Source organism: Streptomyces sp. NPDC029138, from assembly GCF_055564375.1.
Map to the genome: position 1 here is coordinate 1 of NZ_JBVHWM010000027.1, position 18304 is coordinate 18304.

At 72.8% G+C, this 18304-nt stretch carries 16 protein-coding genes and 1 pseudogene; 12 read left to right on the forward strand and 5 right to left on the reverse strand.

Annotation, left to right across the window (positions count from 1 at the left end):
- The 4 genes from ACZ4WH_RS21445 to ACZ4WH_RS21460 form a co-directional block, all read left to right on the forward strand.
- Positions 1–543, forward strand: a 543-nt coding sequence (locus ACZ4WH_RS21445; protein WP_468182697.1) for an alpha-glucosidase C-terminal domain-containing protein, incomplete at its 5' end; no start/stop codon positions are given.
- Between the two features lie 27 nt (positions 544–570).
- Complete coding sequence (locus ACZ4WH_RS21450) at positions 571–1935, forward strand: maltokinase N-terminal cap-like domain-containing protein (RefSeq protein ID WP_468182699.1); 1365 nt, start codon at positions 571–573, stop codon at positions 1933–1935.
- Positions 1936–1938: 3 nt separating this feature from the next.
- Positions 1939–4140 carry a 1,4-alpha-glucan branching enzyme gene (gene glgB / locus ACZ4WH_RS21455; RefSeq protein WP_468182701.1) on the forward strand — a complete coding sequence of 734 codons (2202 nt, stop codon included), beginning with the start codon at positions 1939–1941 and terminating at the stop codon, positions 4138–4140.
- A 91-nt stretch (positions 4141–4231) separates the two neighbouring features.
- On the forward strand, positions 4232–5320 hold the full coding sequence (locus ACZ4WH_RS21460) for a glutamate--cysteine ligase 2 (protein ID WP_468182703.1): 1089 nt from the start codon (positions 4232–4234) through the stop codon (positions 5318–5320).
- 9 nt (positions 5321–5329) lie between these two features.
- Here the strand turns inward: ACZ4WH_RS21460 and ACZ4WH_RS21465 are convergent, their stop codons facing one another.
- Positions 5330–5563 (reverse strand): DUF6480 family protein, encoded by a 234-nt coding sequence (locus tag ACZ4WH_RS21465; protein ID WP_468182705.1) that lies wholly within the window; start codon positions 5561–5563, stop codon positions 5330–5332.
- 149 nt (positions 5564–5712) lie between these two features.
- Between ACZ4WH_RS21465 and ACZ4WH_RS21470 the strand changes: the two genes are divergently transcribed.
- The 5 genes and pseudogenes from ACZ4WH_RS21470 (at position 5713) to ACZ4WH_RS21490 (ending at position 12284) form a co-directional block, all read left to right on the forward strand.
- Complete coding sequence (locus tag ACZ4WH_RS21470; protein ID WP_468182707.1) at positions 5713–7611, forward strand: AMP-dependent synthetase/ligase; 1899 nt, start codon at positions 5713–5715, stop codon at positions 7609–7611.
- 161 nt (positions 7612–7772) lie between these two features.
- Positions 7773–8207, forward strand: coding sequence for an ATP-binding protein (locus tag ACZ4WH_RS21475; RefSeq protein WP_468182709.1), 435 nt, complete (start codon positions 7773–7775; stop codon positions 8205–8207).
- A gap of 196 nt (positions 8208–8403) precedes the next feature.
- Entirely contained in the window at positions 8404–9780 is a 1377-nt protein-coding gene (locus ACZ4WH_RS21480) for an NAD(P)/FAD-dependent oxidoreductase (RefSeq protein ID WP_468182711.1), read from the forward strand.
- Between the two features lie 59 nt (positions 9781–9839).
- Positions 9840–9965 (forward strand): annotated as a pseudogene (locus tag ACZ4WH_RS21485) (DUF4287 domain-containing protein); the annotation flags it as partial.
- Between the two features lie 96 nt (positions 9966–10061).
- A complete protein-coding gene (locus tag ACZ4WH_RS21490; protein ID WP_468182713.1) occupies positions 10062–12284 on the forward strand; it encodes an FUSC family protein in 2223 nt (740 codons plus the stop codon).
- Between the two features lie 4 nt (positions 12285–12288).
- Here the strand turns inward: ACZ4WH_RS21490 and ACZ4WH_RS21495 are convergent, their stop codons facing one another.
- Both ACZ4WH_RS21495 and ACZ4WH_RS21500 read right to left on the reverse strand, forming a co-directional pair.
- A complete protein-coding gene (locus ACZ4WH_RS21495; protein ID WP_468182715.1) occupies positions 12289–13170 on the reverse strand; it encodes an RNA polymerase sigma factor SigF in 882 nt (293 codons plus the stop codon).
- A gap of 236 nt (positions 13171–13406) precedes the next feature.
- Entirely contained in the window at positions 13407–13841 is a 435-nt protein-coding gene (locus ACZ4WH_RS21500) for an ATP-binding protein (protein ID WP_468182717.1), read from the reverse strand.
- A 127-nt stretch (positions 13842–13968) separates the two neighbouring features.
- Between ACZ4WH_RS21500 and ACZ4WH_RS21505 the strand changes: the two genes are divergently transcribed.
- Together ACZ4WH_RS21505 and ACZ4WH_RS21510 are read left to right on the forward strand one after the other, a co-directional pair.
- Entirely contained in the window at positions 13969–14211 is a 243-nt protein-coding gene (locus tag ACZ4WH_RS21505; RefSeq protein ID WP_468182719.1) for a hypothetical protein, read from the forward strand.
- A gap of 272 nt (positions 14212–14483) precedes the next feature.
- Positions 14484–14942, forward strand: a complete 459-nt coding sequence (locus ACZ4WH_RS21510; RefSeq protein ID WP_468182721.1) for a cyclic nucleotide-binding domain-containing protein — start codon at positions 14484–14486, stop codon at positions 14940–14942.
- An 85-nt stretch (positions 14943–15027) separates the two neighbouring features.
- On the opposite strand, the gene ACZ4WH_RS21515 is transcribed toward ACZ4WH_RS21510, so the two are convergent.
- Positions 15028–16359, reverse strand: a complete 1332-nt coding sequence (locus ACZ4WH_RS21515) for an MFS transporter (RefSeq protein ID WP_468182723.1) — start codon at positions 16357–16359, stop codon at positions 15028–15030.
- Positions 16360–16442: 83 nt separating this feature from the next.
- The gene (locus ACZ4WH_RS21520) at positions 16443–17057 is read right to left on the reverse strand and encodes a LysE/ArgO family amino acid transporter (RefSeq protein ID WP_468182725.1); all 615 of its coding nucleotides are present in this window, start codon (positions 17055–17057) and stop codon (positions 16443–16445) included.
- Between the two features lie 66 nt (positions 17058–17123).
- On the opposite strand from ACZ4WH_RS21520, the gene ACZ4WH_RS21525 reads away from it, so the two are divergent.
- The gene (locus ACZ4WH_RS21525) at positions 17124–18059 is read left to right on the forward strand and encodes a LysR family transcriptional regulator ArgP (protein ID WP_468182727.1); all 936 of its coding nucleotides are present in this window, start codon (positions 17124–17126) and stop codon (positions 18057–18059) included.
- Positions 18060–18304 lie beyond the last annotated feature (245 nt).

Below are 18304 nucleotides of genomic sequence, written 5' to 3' on the forward strand. Positions count from 1 at the left end.
TACTACGGCGACGAGATCGGCATGGGCGACAACATCTGGCTCGGCGACCGCGACGCCGTACGCACCCCCATGCAGTGGACCCCCGACCGCAACGCCGGCTTCTCGACCTGTGACCCGGGACGCCTGTTCCTGCCCGCGATCATGGACCCGGTCTACGGCTACCAGGTCACCAACGTGGAAGCCTCGATGTCGTCCCCGTCCAGCCTGCTGCACTGGACTCGCCGCATGATCGAGATCCGCAAGCAGAACCCCGCCTTCGGACTCGGCTCGTTCACGGAACTCCAGTCCTCCAACCCGGCGGTCCTGGCCTTCCTGCGCGAGTACGGCGACGACCTGGTGCTGTGCGTGAACAACTTCTCCCGCTTCGCCCAGCCCACCGAGCTCGACCTGCGGGCCTACGACGGACGGCACCCGGTCGAGCTGATCGGCGGCGTGCGCTTCCCCGCCATCGGTGAACTGCCCTACCTGCTCACCCTGCAAGGCCACGGCTTCTACTGGTTCCGGCTCACCCGAGTCGCATCCCGCATCGGCCGCCGCCGCTGAACGGCGCCGAGGAAAGGACGCGTCACCATGCCGAAGACCATCACCCCCCGACCGCGCACCGCGGCCGGGCCCGACGGGCCGCTGGCCTCGTTGGGCGGGCTGCTGCGCGACTGGCTGCCGAGGCAACGCTGGTTCGCGGGCAAGGACCGGCCGGTCACCGATCTGTCGGTGCTGTCCGTGACGGAGCTGTTCCCGGGGTGTCTGCACCTGCTGGTGCACGCCTCGCACGTGCCGGTGCCCACCCCCGGCGGCACTCCCCCGCCCGGGGACTGCTACCAGCTGCTGCTGGGCCTGCGCCCGCACCTCGCCCCCCGGCTGGAGCGGGCGTTCATCGGGCGCGCCGTGGACGGCCCGCTCGCCGGGCTCGCGGTGTACGACGCGCTGCACGACCCGCGCTCGGCCCATCTGCTGCTGGAGCGGCTGCGCCGGCCCGGCGTGGCGGGCCCGCTGCGGTTCGAGGCCGACCCGGCCGCCCATCTGCCCGGCGGTCTGCCGCCGCGGCTGCTGGACGCCGAGCAGTCCAACTCCTCGATCGTGTACGGCGACGCGTACATCCTGAAGGTCTTCCGCCGGATCCAGCCGGGCGTCAACCCGGACCTTGAGGTGCCGGCGGCGCTGACCGCGCAGGGCTGCACCCGGGTGCCCGCGCCGGTGGCCTGGTTCACCACGACCGCCCCGCGCCCGGCCACCCTCGGGGTGCTGCAACCGTTCCTGCCGGACGCCACCGACGGCTGGACGCTGGCGCTGCGCGCGCTCGCCGCGGGCGACCACTTCACCACCGAGGCCCGCGCGCTGGGGCGGGCCATGGCCGAGGTGCACCTGGCGCTGGCCGAGGCCTTCCCGCCGGCCGGGCCGGGCGAGAACGGCCGTACGGCCGAGGCGATGTGCGCGCGGCTGGACGCCGCCGCGCACGCCGTGCCCGGGCTGCTGCCCTTCGTACCGGGCCTGAGGGCCGCGTTCGCGGCGCTCGCCACCTGCGACACCGGGCCGCCCGCCCAGCGCATCCACGGCGACCTGCACCTCGGGCAGGTGCTGCGGGCCGGCCGGGACTGGTTCGTCATCGACTTCGAGGGCGAGCCGTCCCGTCCGCTCGCCGAGCGGCGGGCCCCGCAGTCCCCGGTGCGGGACGTCGCCGGGATGCTGCGCTCCTTCGACTACGCGGCCCGGCAGCGCCGCCCCTGGCGACCCGAGTGGGCGCGCCGCTGCCGGGAGGCGTTCTGCGCGGGCTACGCGGCCCGCGCCGGCTGGGATCCACGCAAGAAGCACGCGCTGCTGCGCGCGCACGAGACGGACAGGGCGGTCTACGAGGTGCTGTACGAGGCGAGACACCGACCGGACTGGCTGCCGGTACCGATGGCGGCGATCAAACGGCTCGCCGTGTGGGGAGGCTGACTCATGGCACTGAAGGACACCACGCGTCCCGAGGCCGCCGGGCCCAAGCCGCCCACGGCCGTGGCCCTGGACCCCGCCGACCGCGGCCGGCTGCTGGCCGGCGCGCATCACGATCCGCACGCCCTGCTGGGCGCCCATCCGGTGCCGGGCGGCACGCTGTTCCGGGCGCTGCGCCCGAACGCCCGGGCGGTGAGCGTCGTGATCGACGGCACCCCGACCGAGCTGCGGTCGGAGGGCGACGGCCTGTTCGCCGCCGTCCTGCCCTGCGCGGAGGTCCCGTCGTACACCCTGCTGGTGGCGTACGACGACGGCGAGCAGGAGGTGCACGACCCGTACCGCTTCCTGCCCGCCCTCGGCGAACTGGACCTGCATCTGATCCGGGAGGGCCGGCACGAGCAGCTGTGGCGGGCGCTCGGGGCCGAGCCGATGGTCCACCAGGGCGTGGCCGGTACCCGCTTCACCGTGTGGGCGCCGAACGCCCAGGGAGTGCGGGTGGCCGGGGACTTCACGTACTGGGACGGGACGCAGTACCCGATGCGGTCGCTCGGCGCGTCCGGTGTGTGGGAGCTGTTCCTGCCCGGGATCGGCGACGGCACCCGGTACAAGTTCGAGATCACCTCCCGGTACGGCCACCGGTTCCTGAAGGCCGACCCGATGGCCCGGGGCACGGAGGTGCCGCCGGACACGGCCTCGGTCGTGACGTCCTCGCACTACGAGTGGGGCGACGAGGACTGGATGGCGCACCGCGGTGACACCCCCGTGCACCAGGCGCCGTTCTCGGTGTACGAGGTGCATCTGCCGTCCTGGCGGCCGGGGCTGACCTACCGGCAGCTGGCGGAGGAACTCCCGCCGTACGTCAAGGAGATGGGCTTCACGCATGTGGAGCTGATGCCGGTGGCCGGGTACCCGTTCAGCGGCTCCTGGGGCTACCAGGTCACCTCCTACTACGCGCCCACGCCCCGGCTCGGCTCGCCGGACGACTTCCGGTACTTCGTGGACGCCTGTCACCGCGCCGGCCTCGGTGTGATCATGGACTGGGTGCCGGCCCACTTCCCCAAGGACGACTGGGCGCTGGCCCGGTTCGACGGGGACCCGCTGTACGAGCCCGGGAACGCGCTGCGGGCGGAGCACCCGGACTGGGGGACGTACGAGTTCGACTACGGCCGCACCGAAGTGCGCAACTTCCTCGTCGCCAACGCGGTCTACTGGTGCGAGGAGTTCCACATCGACGGCCTGCGCGTGGACGCCGTCGCCTCCATGCTCTACCTGGACTACTCGCGGGACTCCGGGCAGTGGGAGCCCAATGTGTTCGGCGGCCGGGAGGACCTGGACGCGGTGGCCTTCCTCCAGGAGATGAACGCCACCGTGTACCGGCGCTGCCCGGGTGTGGTGACCATCGCCGAGGAGTCCACCGCGTGGGACGGGGTGACCCGGCCGACGGACAGCGGCGGCCTGGGGTTCGGGCTGAAGTGGAACATGGGCTGGATGCACGACTCGCTGGAGTACATCCAGAAGGAGCCGGTGCACCGCAGGTACCACCACAACGAGATGACCTTCTCGATGGTGTACGCCTACAGCGAGAACTACGTCCTGCCGATCTCGCACGACGAGGTGGTGCACGGCAAGCAGGCGCTGGTGTCGAAGATGCCCGGCGACTGGTGGCAGCGGCGCGCCAACCACCGGGCCTACCTCGGCTTCATGTGGGCCCACCCCGGTAAACAGCTGTTGTTCATGGGGCAGGAGTTCGCGCAGGGAGCCGAGTGGTCGCACACCCACGGCCCCGAGTGGTGGCTGCTCGCCGACGACTACCACTCCGCCGGCGACCACCGGGGCGTGCAGGCCCTGGTGCGGGACCTGAACACGGTGTACCGGGCGACGCCGGCGCTGTGGCAGCGGGACACCGACCCGGGCGGCTTCCGGTGGGTGCTGTGCGACGCGGCCGACGACAACGTGCTGGCGTTCCTGCGGTTCGCCGCCGACGGCCGCCCGCTGCTGGCGGTGTCGAACTTCTCCCCCGTCGTCCGGCACGACTACCGCCTGTGGGTCTCCGACGGGTTCCCCGCCTGGTGCGAGGAGCTGAACACCGACGACACCCGGTACGGCGGCAGTGGTGTCCGCACCGAGGGACCGGTCAAGCCCGAGGAGGGATTCCTGAAGCTGACGCTGCCACCGCTCGCCACCGTCTGGCTGACGCCGGAGGGCTGAAAGCCGCAGGTGTCGGCGGCCGTCCGAGGGGCAGTCGGGGTCGTGAAGACAGCGACTGCCCCTCGTGGCACGGACAGAAGGGCGGCACCACGTGCGCACCGTCGGAGTGGAGGAGGAACTCCTTCTGGTCGATCCGGACAGCGGAGACCCGAAGGCGCTGGCGGCGGCCGTCCTCGCCCATGCCGCCCAGGACGATCCCGGGCAGGACGTCTTCGAGAAGGAGCTGTTCGGGCAGATGCTGGAGTTCGCCACGCATCCGCAGTCGGACATGGGGGACCTCGGTGACGAGATCGTCCGCTGCCGCAAGGAGGCGGCCCGGCACGCCGGGCAGATCGGCTGCGCGGTCGCCGCGCTGGCCACCTCTCCGCTGCCGGTCAGTCCCTCCCTCAGTGTGAACGACCGGTACCAGTGGCTGGCCGAGCGGTTCGGCATACCCACCTGGGAGCAACTGGTCTGCGGCTGCCATGTCCATGTGTCGGTGGAGTCCGACGAGGAGGGCGTCGCGGTCCTCGACCGGCTCCGCCCGTGGCTGCCGGTGCTGCGCGCGATCAGCGGGAACTCCCCGTTCTGGCGGGGCCGGAACACCGGCTACGCCAGCTATCGCAGCCGGGTGTGGAACCGGTGGCCGTCGGCCGGGCCGACGGAGCCGTTCGGGACGGCCGAGCGGTACCACCGCAGAGTGGCCGACATGGTGGCAACCGGCGTCATCCTCGACGAGGCCATGGCCTACTTCGACGCACGGCTGTCGGCCCGCTATCCGACGGTGGAGATCCGGGTGGCGGACGTGTGCCTGAGCGCGGAGAGCGCCGTACTGATCGCGGCCCTCTGCCGTGCCCTCGTGGAGACGACCGCCCGGGAGTGGCGGACGGGCCGGTCGGCGCCCGACCCCGGCGTGAGCCTGCTCCGGCTGGCCGACTGGCAGGCCGCCCGGTTCGGGCTGGAGGAGGATCTGCTCGACCCGACGACCATGCGGCCCCGGCGCGCGCCCCGGGTGCTGCGCTCCTTGCTGGAGTACACGGGGGACGCGCTCACCGAGAGCGGCGACGCGGCCCGTGCCGAGCGGGCCGTCGAGGAGCTGCTGCGCACCGGCAACGGCGCACGGGAGCAGCGCCGGCTGCTGGAGCACACCGGCAGCCTGCGCGACGTCGTCACCGAGTGCGTGCGGCGCACGCAGGCCTGAGGGAGCCGGTCAGAGGATCAGTACCAGGGCGTACACCAGGAAGAAGGCCGCGATCAGGACGACCAGCAGCAGGATCAGGGTCAGCGGTGCCTTGGCCCAGCCTCTGCGCTGGACGTGCGGCTCGCGGGGCCCGGCCTCGGGCAGGCTGCTCTCGGCCGGAGGGGTCTCGCCGGGCGGAACTCCCCCACCTGGTTCCAGACCGGTCGTGCGCTCGGGTTCCGGATCGGGGTTCACATGACTCATGTCTCCCGAGTCCCCAGGAGACGCCCACATCATCAGCCGATCACGACTTCCCCGTTCCCGTCACCGAACGCGCTTGCCTGGGCTACATTCGAGCACCGCCGACACCGAGCCGATCGGCGGAGTGACCCTCCGTACACCAGGAGCAGCGCATGCGGAACCTCGCCCTCGCTCCCGCCGTCGCCCCGCCCCTCACCGGCGGCCTCGCCGACAGCGTGTTCGCCCAGGCGGACCGGAATCCGACGCTGCCCGTCCTCGCGCGCCGGTCCGGCCCCGCCACGGCCGGATGGCACGAGGTGACGGCGGTCGAGCTGCGGGACGAGGTGGTGGACCTGGCCAAGGGCCTGATCGCCGCCGGGATCTCGCCGGGCCACCGGGTGGCCCTGATGGCCCGGACCCGCTACGAGTGGACGGTGCTCGCCCACGCGTTGTGGGCCGTGGGCGCCGAGATCGTGCCGGTCCATCCCGCCTCCTCGCGGGACCAGGTCGAGTGGATCCTGCGGGACGCGGGCTGTGTGGCCGTGGTCGTGGAGGACGAGCAGGGCATCATGACCGTCGGCACCGTGTGCACCCGGCTGCCACGGCTGCGGCACGTCTGGCAGCTGGACGCGGGCGCCCTGCCCGACCTCGTCGAACGGGGCACGGCCGTCCCGTACACCACGGTGGAGTCGCTGCGCCGGATCGTGCTGCCGGACTCCACGGCGGCCATCGTGTACACCTCCGGCACCTCGGGGCGGCCGATGGGCTGCGCGCTCAGCCACCGCGGTCTGGCCTACCCCTGCGACACCCTGCTGGCCGGCTGGGCGCACACCGCCGCGCCCCCGGGCGAACAGCCGTCCGTGCTGGCGTTCCTGCCGTTCTCCCACGTCTACGGCATCATGATCATGCTGATGTGTGTGCGCGGCGGGGTCCTGATGGCGCACGAGCCGGAGCTGACCGGGCCGGCACTGGCGTCGGCGCTGAGCACGTTCCGGCCGACGTACCTGTACGGCGTGCCGTCGGTGTTCGAGAAGCTCTACAAGACCTTTCTGCGCACCGCCCAACAGGCGGGCCGGGGCGCCCTGTTCGAGCGGGCCGCGCAGACCGCGCGGGACTTCGCCGCGGCCGAGGAGCGCCGGCGGCTGGGCACCGGGCCGGGTCCCGGGCTGGAACTGAGGCTGCAACACGCCCTGTACGAACGGACGGTGTACCGCAGGCTGCGGGCCGCGCTCGGCGGCCGGGTGGTGCGCGGCACCTCCGGCGGCAGCGCGCTGAACCGCGAACTGTGCCTGTTCTACGAGGGCATCGGCGTGTACCTCCACGACGGGTACGGGCTCACCGAGGCCTCCGGCGGGATCACCATGCAGCCGCTGGGCCGGGAGAAGTCCGGGACCGTGGGCATGCCGCTGCCCGGCACCGAGGTCCAGGTGGCCGACGACGGGGAGATCCTGGTGCGCGGCCCGTCGGTGTTCCAGGGCTACATCAGCGACGAGCGGGCGACCCGGGCCGCGCTGCGCGGCGGTTGGCTGGCGACCGGGGACATCGGACGGCTGGACTCCGAGGGGTATCTGACGATCACCGGGCGCAAGAAGGACATCATCGTCACCAGCGGCGGCAAGAGCGTGGCCCCGGCGCTGCTGGAGCAGCGGCTGCGCATGCATCCGCTGGTCCACCAGGCGGTGGTGATCGGCGACGACCGGCCCTGCGTCGGCGCCCTCATCACCCTGGACCCGGAGTTCCTCGCGCACTGGCGGGCCGCCCTGGCGCTCCAGGGCGACGCTCAGGGCCGGGAGACCCGGGAGGAGAACGCGCTGCGGGAGGAGATCGCGCGGGCCGTCGCCTCCGCCAACAGTGCCGTGTCCCGCGCGGAGTCCATCAGGGTCTACCGTGTCCTCCAGGAACCGTTCGCACCGGACAACGGGCTGCTGACGCCGTCCATGAAGCTGCGCCGGGACGCCGTCGTGCGGCACTACGCGGCCGAGATCGAGGCGATGTACCAGGCGCGCTCCCGGTCGCGGCCGGGTCCGCCGGAGCCGGCCGAGTGGGACGAACCGGACGACGTCTTCCGCTGAGCGGGCCGCGGAGCCACGGCGTTCGGGCGGCGGGGCGAGGGGAGACGGATAGCCTGCGCGGCTGGGGGAACCCGCAGCGCAGCGAGAGATCAGCAACGACGACCGTTCTGGTCGGAAGGGGCCGAGCCGGCCCCTTCCGGGCCGGGGCCGGGGAATGCGAGATGGTGACGGAGCCGCGCTGGGACGACACACCACCCTCGGAGGAGAGGTACGAGCGTACGTTCTCCTTCCCCGGTGAGCTGCGCAACGTCACGGGGGCGCGGCTCGCGGCGGAGGAGTTCCTGTGCGCGCTCGCCCGGAACGCACCGCCGGGCGCGCACGAGTACTGGGACGACATCCTGCTGGTCGTGACCGAACTGGCCGCGAACGCGATCCAGTACGCGCCCGGTCCGTTCGACCTGCGGATGCGCCGCACGTTCGACGGGGTCCACGTGACGATGCGGGACACCAGCACGACCAAACCGGAACCGCGGCCGTTCCACCCGCGCACGGGCGGTGGCGGCATCGGCTGGCACCTGGTGCACACGCTGTGCACCCAGGTCAGCGTCGTGGTGCACGACCGCGGCAAGGACATCCACGCGTTTCTGCCCTGGTGACGGGTGTGCGGCGTGTAGGTGCGCGCCAGTCGGTTACTCCACCTCCCGGTGGGGGCATGCTGGTCCCCACGCGTTCGTCTGCCTGCCCCACCCAGCTGGCGGAACGGCTGGAGGCACGGTGGGATCGGAGTTGGCGCAGAGCGATCCAGGGCATGCGAACGGCGTCGAGTCGGACCGCCTGGAGCCGCAGAAAGGGATGAACACCGTGACACGACCCAGGATCCTGGTGGTTGGCGCAGGCTTCGCCGGAGTGGACTGCGTCCGCCGCCTGGAGCGGAAACTCGCCCCGGACGAGGCCGACGTCACACTGGTGACGCCGTTCGCCTATCAGCTCTATCTGCCACTGCTGCCCCAGGTCGCCTCCGGCGTGCTCACGCCGCAGTCGATCGCCCTGTCCCTGCGCCGCAGCAAGAAGTACCGCACCCGGATCATCCCGGGCGGCGCGATAGGGGTGGACCTGAAGGCCAAGGTGTGCGTCGTCCGCACCATCACCGACAAGATCGTCAACGAACCCTACGACTACATCGTGCTGGCACCGGGCAGCGTGACCCGCACCTTCGACATCCCGGGCCTGACCGAGCACGCCTTCGGGATGAAGACCCTCGCCGAGGCCGCCTACATCCGCGACCACGTCATCTCCCAGCTCGACCTGGCGGACGCCAGCGACAACCCGGCCGAGCGGGCCGCGCGGCTCCAGTTCGTGGTGGTCGGCGGCGGCTACGCGGGCACCGAGACCGCGGCCTGCCTCCAGCGGCTGACGCACGCGGCCGTGCAGCGGTACCCGCGGCTGGACCCGGGCCTGATCAAGTGGCATCTGATCGACATCGCGCCCAAGCTCATGCCCGAGTTGGGCGACAAGCTCGGCCGCAGCGCGCAGGAGATCCTGAAGCGGCGCGGCATCGAGGTCTCGCTGGGCGTGTCGATCGACAAGGCCGGCCCGGAGGAGGTCACCTTCACCGACGGCCGGGTGGTGCCGACGCACACCCTGATCTGGACGGCCGGCGTGGTCGCCAGCCCGCTCATCGCCACGCTCGGCGCGGAGACGGTCAAGGGCCGGCTGGCGGTCACCGCCGAGATGTGCCTGCCGGGCCACGACGGGGTCTTCGCGCTCGGCGACTCGGCGGCCGTACCCGACCTGGCCAAGGGACAGGAGGGCGCGGTCTGCCCGCCCACCGCGCAGCACGCCATGCGGCAGGGCAGGAAGGTCGCCGACAACATCATCTCGACGCTGCGGGGTCAGCCGATGCAGCCGTACGTCCACAAGGACCTGGGACTCGTCGTCGACCTCGGCGGCAAGGACGCGGTGTCCAAGCCGCTGGGGATCGAGCTGCGCGGGGTGCCCGCGCAGGCGGTGGCCCGCGGCTACCACTGGTCGGCGCTGCGCACCAACGTGGCCAAGACCCGGGTGATGACCAACTGGCTGCTGAACGCCGTCGCGGGCGACGACTTCGTCCGCACGGGCTTCCAGGCCCGCAAGCCCGCCCGGCTGAAGGACTTCGAGTTCACGGACTCCTATCTGACACCGGAACAGGTCCGGACCCAGGTGGAGGGCGCGGGCATCGACCATCCGTGAGGTGACGTGGATCACCGAGGGCCGCCGATCATTTTCCTGCGGACCGGCGGTCTTCTCATGAGCTGATCCGCTCCTCGCCGCTGACGAAGCACATGGAGCTGGTCGACCGGCTGAAGTCCGAGCACGGTATGGGCCACGGGCATGCCAACGCGCTGGTGGCCGCCACCCTGGCCGAAGGCAGGTGAGCCGGGCCCGCGTGCGATGCTGGAGCAGAGATCGATTTCCGGCACGGGAGAGAGCACGGCGGCGTGAGGGCAGCGGGACGGTCGGGACGGGTACGGATGTGGGACCGGCTCGCGGCGTCGGATCCCGGACTGCTCCGGCTGACCGCGGGACTGCGTACGGTCGCCGCCATCGCGCTCAGCCTCGCCGTGCTGGCCGCGCTGCGCGTCCCGGTGCCCCAGCTGGTCGCCGGGGCGATGGCGGCGATGGTCGCCACGTTCGCCATCCGGGAGAAGCAGCGCGCCCGGCAGGCCGTGACGCTCGCGATCGGCCTGCCGGTGGCGCTGGCCTCGGTGTCGCTGGGCGCGCTGCTCAACCAACAGGTCGTCGCCGGTGACCTGTTCTTCGTCGTCCTCATCTTCTGCGCCGTCTACGGCCGCCGGTTCGGTGACCGGGGCACGGCGCTGGGGCTGATCGGATTCCAGGTCTACTTCCTGTCGCTGTTCGTGGGCGCGACGGCGTCGGTGCTGCCCGCGCTGTACGGCGTCATCTGCGTGGCGTTCGCGTGCAGCGCCGCCGCCCGGTTCGTGCTGCTGCCGCAGACCCCGGCGGGCACCCTGGACCGGCTCCGGCGGGCCTTCCGCGCCCGGCTCGCCCAGCTGCTCGCCACCCAGGCCGCGTTGCTGGACGCCGGCCCCGAGGAGGCCGAGAAGGTGCTGGCGGACCTGCGCACCGGCACCGCGCGGCTGCACGAGACGGCGCTGCTGATCCAGGGCCGGCTGGAGGACGGCACCTCGGACCCGGCGGTGGCCCGGCTGCTCCAGCGCCGCATCGCGGACGCGGAGATCGCCGCCGAGCGGCTCGGCCTGCTGCTGCTCACCGCGCGCAGCGCGCAGCGGACCGACACCCTGACCCTGCATCTGCCGGGCGCCCCGCTGCCCTCGGGCGGCGAGCTGCCGGTGCGGGACGAGGCGACGGCCGCGCTGCGCCGGGATCTCCAGGCCCTGCGGCTGCTGATGCTGCGGTCGGCCGGGGAGGCGTCGGGGACGGCGCTCGCCCAGGTGCGCAACCGGCTGCTCGGCTACCGCGAGGAGGAGAACCTGCCCCCGGCCTCCCCGGCCGTGCAGGACGTCTTCCGCGGCCTCGGCGAGGCGGCCCGGGCCGCCCTGGGCCTGCGGGTCGCCCTGGAGGGAGCGCAGGACGAGTCCGACGACACCCCGGCGACCGCCCGCTCACGCGAGGAGCTGGACGCGGAGGACGCCGCGATCGAGATCAGCGAGGAGAGCGAAGCCGAGGAGCCGGAGCCGACCGGTCTGAAACGGCCCACCACCCGGGCCGCCGTGCAGGTCGCCGTCGGCTCCTCGCTGGCCATCGCGGGCGGTGAGCTGCTGTCCACCCAGCGCTGGTACTGGGCGGTGCTGACCTGCTGGATCGTGTTCCTGAACACGGCCTCCACCGGCGAGATCCTGGTGAAGGGCTACCGGCGGCTGCTGGGCACGGTGCTCGGCGTGGTGGCCGGCATCGGGCTCGCCGCGCTGGTCGGGCACCACACGTGGACGGCGTTCGCGCTGGTGCTGCTGTTCATCTTCGCGATGTTCTACACGGCGCCCCTGTCGTACACGCTGATGTCGTTCTTCGTGACGGCCATGCTGGGGCTGCTCTACACCCTGCTGAACACCTACAGCATGTCGGTGCTGATGCTGCGGATCGAGGAGACGGCGCTCGGCGCGGCCTGCGGGGTGATCGCGGCGGCCGTGGTGCTGCCGGTCCACACCGACCGCCGTACCAACGAGCTGCTGGTGGCGGTGCTGGACCGGCTCGCCGACGTCACGCGGGGCGCCGTCGACCAGCTCAGCGGCGGGGCGGGCGGCGACCTGGTGGAGCAGGCGCGCGGGCTGGACCAGGCGCTGGCCGACCTGCGCGCGGCCACCCAGCCGCTGACGCATCCGATCACCCCGTTGCGCTCGCGCCGGAACACGGCCCGCTATGTGGTGGCGCTGCTGGAGACCTGCGCGTACCACGGGCGGTCCCTCGCGGCCACGGCCGAGCTGCTGCCGACGCATCCGGCGATCGCGGCGGACCCCCGGCTGCGCGGGGTGTGCGGGCGGATCGTGCACAACATCGAGGCGATCGCCGCGCACGTCACGGACCCGAGGTCCACGGCCGAGATCGAGACCGGCCCCAGCATCGCGTCGATGCTGGAGCCGGGCACCCTGCGCACCCCGCGCTACGGCCGCGTGACCGACCGGGTGCTGCGCCACCTGCAACGCCTGGACGAGGCGGTCTCCGGCCTCGCCCGGCCGCTGGGCCTGGCCGGCGGGCCGGCGCAGCCCCGGAGGTGAGCGCTCACCGCGGGTCGGTACCGGGGCGGCGGCTGCCCAGCACCTCGTCGCGGACGCGGGCGCAGCTGCGGCTGATCAGCCGGGAGACGTGCATCTGGGAGATGCCGAGCCGGTCGGCGATGCGGCTCTGGGTCATGTCCTCGAAGAAGCGCATGTAGAGAATGGCCCGCTCGCGCTCGGGCAGTCGGCGCAGCCCCTCCTTGGCGGCCTCGCGGTCGACCACGACGTCGAAGGAGCTGTCCGTGGCGCCGAGGGTGTCGGCGAGGCTGTAGCCGTCGTCGCCACTGGAGAGTTCGGCGTCCAGCGACAGGGTGCTGAAGCTCTCCAGCGCCTCCATGCCGGCGGTCACCTCCTCCTCGCTGAGCCCGGTGTGGGCGGCGATGTCGGAGACGGTGGGCTCGGGGCTGCCCGGGTTCTGGGTGAGTTCCCGCCGGGCCACCCGCACCCGGTTGCGCAGTTCCTGCACCCGGCGCGGCACCCTGAGGGCCCACATCCGGTCGCGGAAGTGCCGCTTGACCTCTCCGGTGATGGTCGGCACGGCATAGCTCTCGAAGGCCCCGCGCGAGGGGTCGAAGCGGTCGATGGCCTTCACCAGGCCCAGCGCGGCCACCTGGCGCAGGTCCTCGACCGACTCGCCGCGGTCGCGGAACCGGCCGGCGATCCGGTGGGCCATGGGCAGCCAGGCGGTGACGAGTTCGTCGCGCACGGCGTCCCGCTCGGGTCCGTCCTCCAGGTCCGCCAGCCGGGCGAACAGTTCCGCGGTGTCCGGCGCGTCGTCGTGGTTGCGCCGGGTGGGCGCCGCGGCGGCGCCGGCGGTGTCGCTGGTGGCGGCGGTGTCGCTGGTGGCGGTCGTGCCGGGACGGCTTGTCGACATGTCGGTCAGCATGCGGAATCGCTCCTGAACGTGGTTTCAGGGCACATGGCCGGAACCGCGGTTCCGGGTCCTGGCCCGAACGGTGGTGTCAGGGTTCGCCGCGGGTGAGCCACCGGGCCCGCCGGAAGGGGGCCCAGGCAGCGGGATTGTCCCCGCGGGGCACGCGCCTCCGGTCCGAAGCACGAGATTCCGTCTGCCCCTCGCCCCCGCGCGCAAACGCGCTGAGCGGAACACTTCGGAGAACCGCTTCAGCGCAGCGGTACGACGGCCGTGATGCACTTGCCGCCGCGGGGCAGCTCCGCCACCCGGACGTCCCGGGCCAGCCGGCACACGATGGGCCAGCCCCGGCCGCCGGGCTGGGCGGAACCGCGCTCGTCACCGGCCGGATCGGTGACCGGCAGGTCGTCGCTGTTGTCGCTCACCGAGACCCGGACGTCGCATCCGTCGACGTCGACGTCGAAGTCGGTGATGCCGCCGCCGTGCAGCAGGGCGTTGGTGGTGAGTTCCGAGGTGACCAGCAGCGCGTCCTCGACGGCCTCGGGCGGACACGGCAGGGCGCGGGCCCGGCACCGCTCGGTCATGACGCGCTCCACCGTTCTGCGGGCCTCGGCCGGCCGGCACGGCACCCGGCCGTGCGCTTGCGGCAGGGTGGCGGCGGAACGGGTCCAGTGGTTGTCGAGCATTCCCTTCCTCCTTGAGCGGTGCCCGGATTGCAGGGTTCTCTCCCCCTTTCGGCTGACCCCTGAGGGCGTTGTCAAACACCCTCGGTGCCGGTGTCATCACGGCGGACCGAGCGGGTACCCGGCGGACATGACCGATGTGGTGGACGCGGACGAGTTGTTGCGGCGGATCCGGCGGGGCCGGGAGCGCGCGGCCGAGGAGGAGCGGGCCTGGCGGGAACGGGCGCGGAGTCTGACGGCGACGGACCCGGAGGGAGCGCGGGAGGCGGCTGACCGGGCCCGGGCGTTCGAGGCGGTGCTGCGGGTGCTGGAGGAGATCGTCCGCCCGGGCGGGGGCCCGGTGCGGACGGAAGGAGTGAAACAGGTCACCTGACCCGCTTCTGGTTACCCAAAGGTACGGCAGATGGTTTATGGTTCATCCATAAGTGATGCGAGAGCGGCGCGGAACCGTCCTTCCCCGCTCCTCGTGTCACCGCATACGGCCCTGGCTGGTTTCCCCCGTCCAGCCAGGGCTTTTTGCTGCCCTGAGCGCGACACGGGCAAGGATCCGCTTCCTCGACGTGCTCCGGGCGGTCACAGCGGCTGAAATGGGCTTGAGAGCACAGCACCCCCATCGCAACCGCCGCCGGCGAGGAGCCATGCGTCATGACCAAAGCGATCAAACTGCTCACCGCCCTCCCCCAGGCGCAGCGCGAGCGCCTGATGGAGCTGGCGAGGGAGGTGTCCTTCCCGGAGGACACGCACATCTTCGAGGCGGGCGGCACCGCCGACCGGTTCTGGGTGATCCGCTCGGGCGCGGTCCACCTGGACCAGCAGGTCACCTCGCGGCAGCGGGTGACCGTGGCCACGCTGGGCGCGGGCGACATGCTCGGCTGGTCCTGGCTGTTCCCGCCGTACGAGTGGGACTTCGGCGCGGTGGCCTTCAGCAACGTACGGGCCTACGAGTTCGACGGGCCGTCGGTGCTCGGGCTGTGCGTGGAGGATCCGCTGCTCGGGCTCTCGCTGGTGCGGACGGTGGCCGAGATCCTCGCCCATCGACTGGAGACGACCCGCGGAAAGCTGATGGAGCAGTACACGATGCGACGGCGCAGCAGCCCGATCTAGGCGATCGGGTACACGAGGCCACCGGGTCCGCAGGCCACCGGGTCCGCCAGGCCCCGCTTCCCCGCGCCCCGGATGCGCCAGGCTCTCAGATCCGGTAGCGGCGCAGGGCCGGGACGGCGGCGGCCAGGGCCAGCATCACCACGACGACCAGAGCGCCGCCGCCCGCGACGGCGGCGCGCGGGCCGAACGCCGAACCGGCGGTGCCGTGCAGCACGTCGGCCAGGCGCGGCCCGCCCGCGACGACCACCGTGAACACCCCCTGCATCCGGCCGCGCATCTCGTCGGTCGCGGCGGACAGCAGGATGGCGCCGCGGAACACCATCGAGACCATGTCGGCGACACCGGCCACGGCGAGGAAGGCCACGGCGACCCAGAGGTTCGCGCTCAGCCCGAACCCGGCGACGGCCACGCCCCAGCCGACGACCGCTCCGATGACCATCCAGCCGTGCCGGCGGGCCCGCGAGAAGACGCCGGAGAACAGGCCGCCGAGCACCGCGCCGACCGGGATGCCCGCGAACAGCACACCGAGGGCCAGGCCCTCGCCGTACGAGCCGTACGTGTGCGCGGCCAGCTCCGGGAACAGGGCGCGGGGCATGCCGAACACCATGGCGACGATGTCGGCGAGGAAGGACAGCAGCAGCACCTTGTGCCGGGAGATGTAACGGAAGCCCGCCGCTATCTCCCGTAGCCCCGCCCGGCGGGCGGCACCGCCGAGCGGCGGCAGCGCGGGCAGCCGGAAGACGGCCCACACCGTCACGCACAGCGCCAGCGCGTCGATCAGATACAGCTCGGGCAGCCCGATCACCGGGATGAGCGCACCGGCGAGCAGCGGGCCGGCCACCAGGCCGGTCTGCATCACCGTCGAACCGAGGGCGTTGGCGGCCGGCAGCTGCTCCGCGGGGACCAGGCGGGCGATGGAGGCGGTGCGGGCGGGCGAGTTGAGCCCGAAGAACGCCTGTTGCAGCGCGAGCAGCACCATGAGGACGACGACCGAGTCCAGACCGGTGACCGCCTGCGCCCAGAACAGCAGCGAGGTCACCGCGATACCGGTGTTGGTGACCAGCAGCAGCCTGCGCCGGTCCACGGTGTCGGCGACCGCCCCGCCCCACAGCGCGAAGGCCACCATGGGCACGAGGCCCGCGAGGCTCGCGTAGCCGACCCAGGCCGAGGAGTGGGTGATGTCGTAGATCTGCTTGGGCACGGCGACGGCGGTGAGCTGGCTGCCGACGGCGGTGACGATCGTCGACGACCACAGGCGCCGGTAGGCGGGGATGCGCAGCGGGCGGGTGTCCATCGCCCAGCGGCGCCAGCCGCGCCGGGGCGGGTCCTCGGCCGCCGGCTCGTCGGTCTCGGACCGGCTGTCGGGTCGGCCCTCGGGCCGGTCGGTCTCGGTGCTGCTGCTCTCGCTCGTGTCCACGGATGTCCTGGTTGCTCGTTACATCTTTTCGCTTCGAGAGCCTAACTGTCCCAGGAACTCCTGTGCGCGACGACTGGTTCGTCTCAGGTTCCGGCGACCAGGGTCGCGCCGAGGGCCAGCATGGTGAGGGCGACCAGGCCGTCCAGGACCCGCCACGCCCCCGGCCGGGCCAGGAACCGGCCGAGCAGCCGGGCGCCGAACCCGAGCGCGGCGAACCAGCACAGGCTGGCGAGCGCGGCGCCGAGGCCGAAGGTCCAGCGCAGCGGGCCCCGGTCGGCGGCCAGCGAGCCCAGCAGGAACACGGTGTCCAGGTAGACGTGCGGGTTCAGCCAGGTCATCGCCAGGCAGGTGAGCACCGCCCGGCGGCGCGAGCCGGCCGCCTCGCCCTCCGCACGCAGTCCGGTGCCGGGCCTGAGCACCCGGCGGGCGGCCAGGGCGCCGTAGCAGAGCAGGAACACACCGCCGACGATCCCGATCGCCCGCAGCGCGCCGGGCCAGGCGACCACGACCGCGCCGACCCCGCCGACGCCGAGCGCGATGAGCACCGCGTCGGACAGGGCGCAGATGCCGACGACGGCGAGGACGGCGTCCCGGCGCACCCCCTGCCGCAGGACGAAGGCGTTCTGGGCGCCGATGGCGACGATCAGGGAGAGGCCGGTGCCGAATCCGGCGACCGCGGCGGTCAGGGCGTGGTTCATGCCGTCGACGCTAGAAACGCAACGTCCGCAAGTACAGCTAAAGATTTTCACGTACCATTAGGGCTTGTGATGTCAGAGCTGCCTCTGGAGCAGGTGCGGACGCTGCTCGCCGTGGTCGACGAGGGCACCTTCGACGCGGCCGCCGCCGCGCTGCACGTGACGCCGTCGGCGGTCAGCCAGCGGGTCAAGGCCCTTGAGCAGCGCACCGGCCGGGTGCTGCTCCAGCGCACCAAACCGGTGCGGCCGACGGAGTCCGGCGCGGTGCTCGTGCGGTTCGCCCGGCAGCTCGCCCGGCTGGAGCGGGACGCCTGGGGCGAGCTGGGGCTGAACGGCACCGGGGAGCCCACGCGGGTGTCGGTCGCGGTGAACGCGGACTCGCTGGCGACCTGGTTCCTGCCGGCCCTGACCCGCGTCGCGGACCTCTGCTACGAACTGCACCGGGAGGACGAGGACCACACGGCGGCGCTGCTGCGCGAGGGCCTGGTGATGGCGGCGGTGACCTCCTCGCCCGACCCGGTGCCCGGCTGCACGGTCCGTCCGCTGGGCAGGATGCGCTATCTGCCCGTGGCCGCCCCCGAGTTCACCACGGTCCACGTCGAGGGGCGGTCCCTGCCGGAGGCGCTGTCCCGGGCGCCCGTCGTGGTCTTCGACCGCAAGGACGACTTCCAGGACGGGTTCGCCCGCCGGCTCGGCCGCGCGTCCGCCGGCCCGTTCCGGCACCACGTGCCGACCTCGGAGGGGTTCCTGGACGCGGTCGCCGCCGGGCTCGGCTGGGGCATGGTCCCGGAGGCGCAGGCCGGCCCGCTGCTGGACCGGGGGCGCCTGGTCGTGCTCGCCCCCGGTGAGTGGATGGACGTCACGCTGTACTGGCAGCAGTGGAAGCTCGACTCCTCCGCCCTGGCGGCCCTGGCGGAGGCGGTGACGACGACGGCGGCGCGGACGCTGCGCGGCTGGGCCACCGAACCCGGGCAGAGCCGAGCCGCCGTACCGCCCCGGCGCTGAGGCCCCGGGGGCGAGGCACGGTGCCGCCGTGCCGCTCTCGGCGCCCCCGTGTGTCCCCTCCCCCGGCGGCCTGGAACCTCGCGGACGGCGGAGGGTCGCCGGCCGAGTTCCGGAGTACGGTGGTCCCGCGACGGCGTGGCAGTCGCCGGGCCGGGCCGTCGGTCGGCCCGAACTCCCCGCCGCCGGTGCCCGGTCGGTCGGTCCGGTGTCCTCCGTGCCCCGCTGCCCGGCCTGTTGACCGCGTA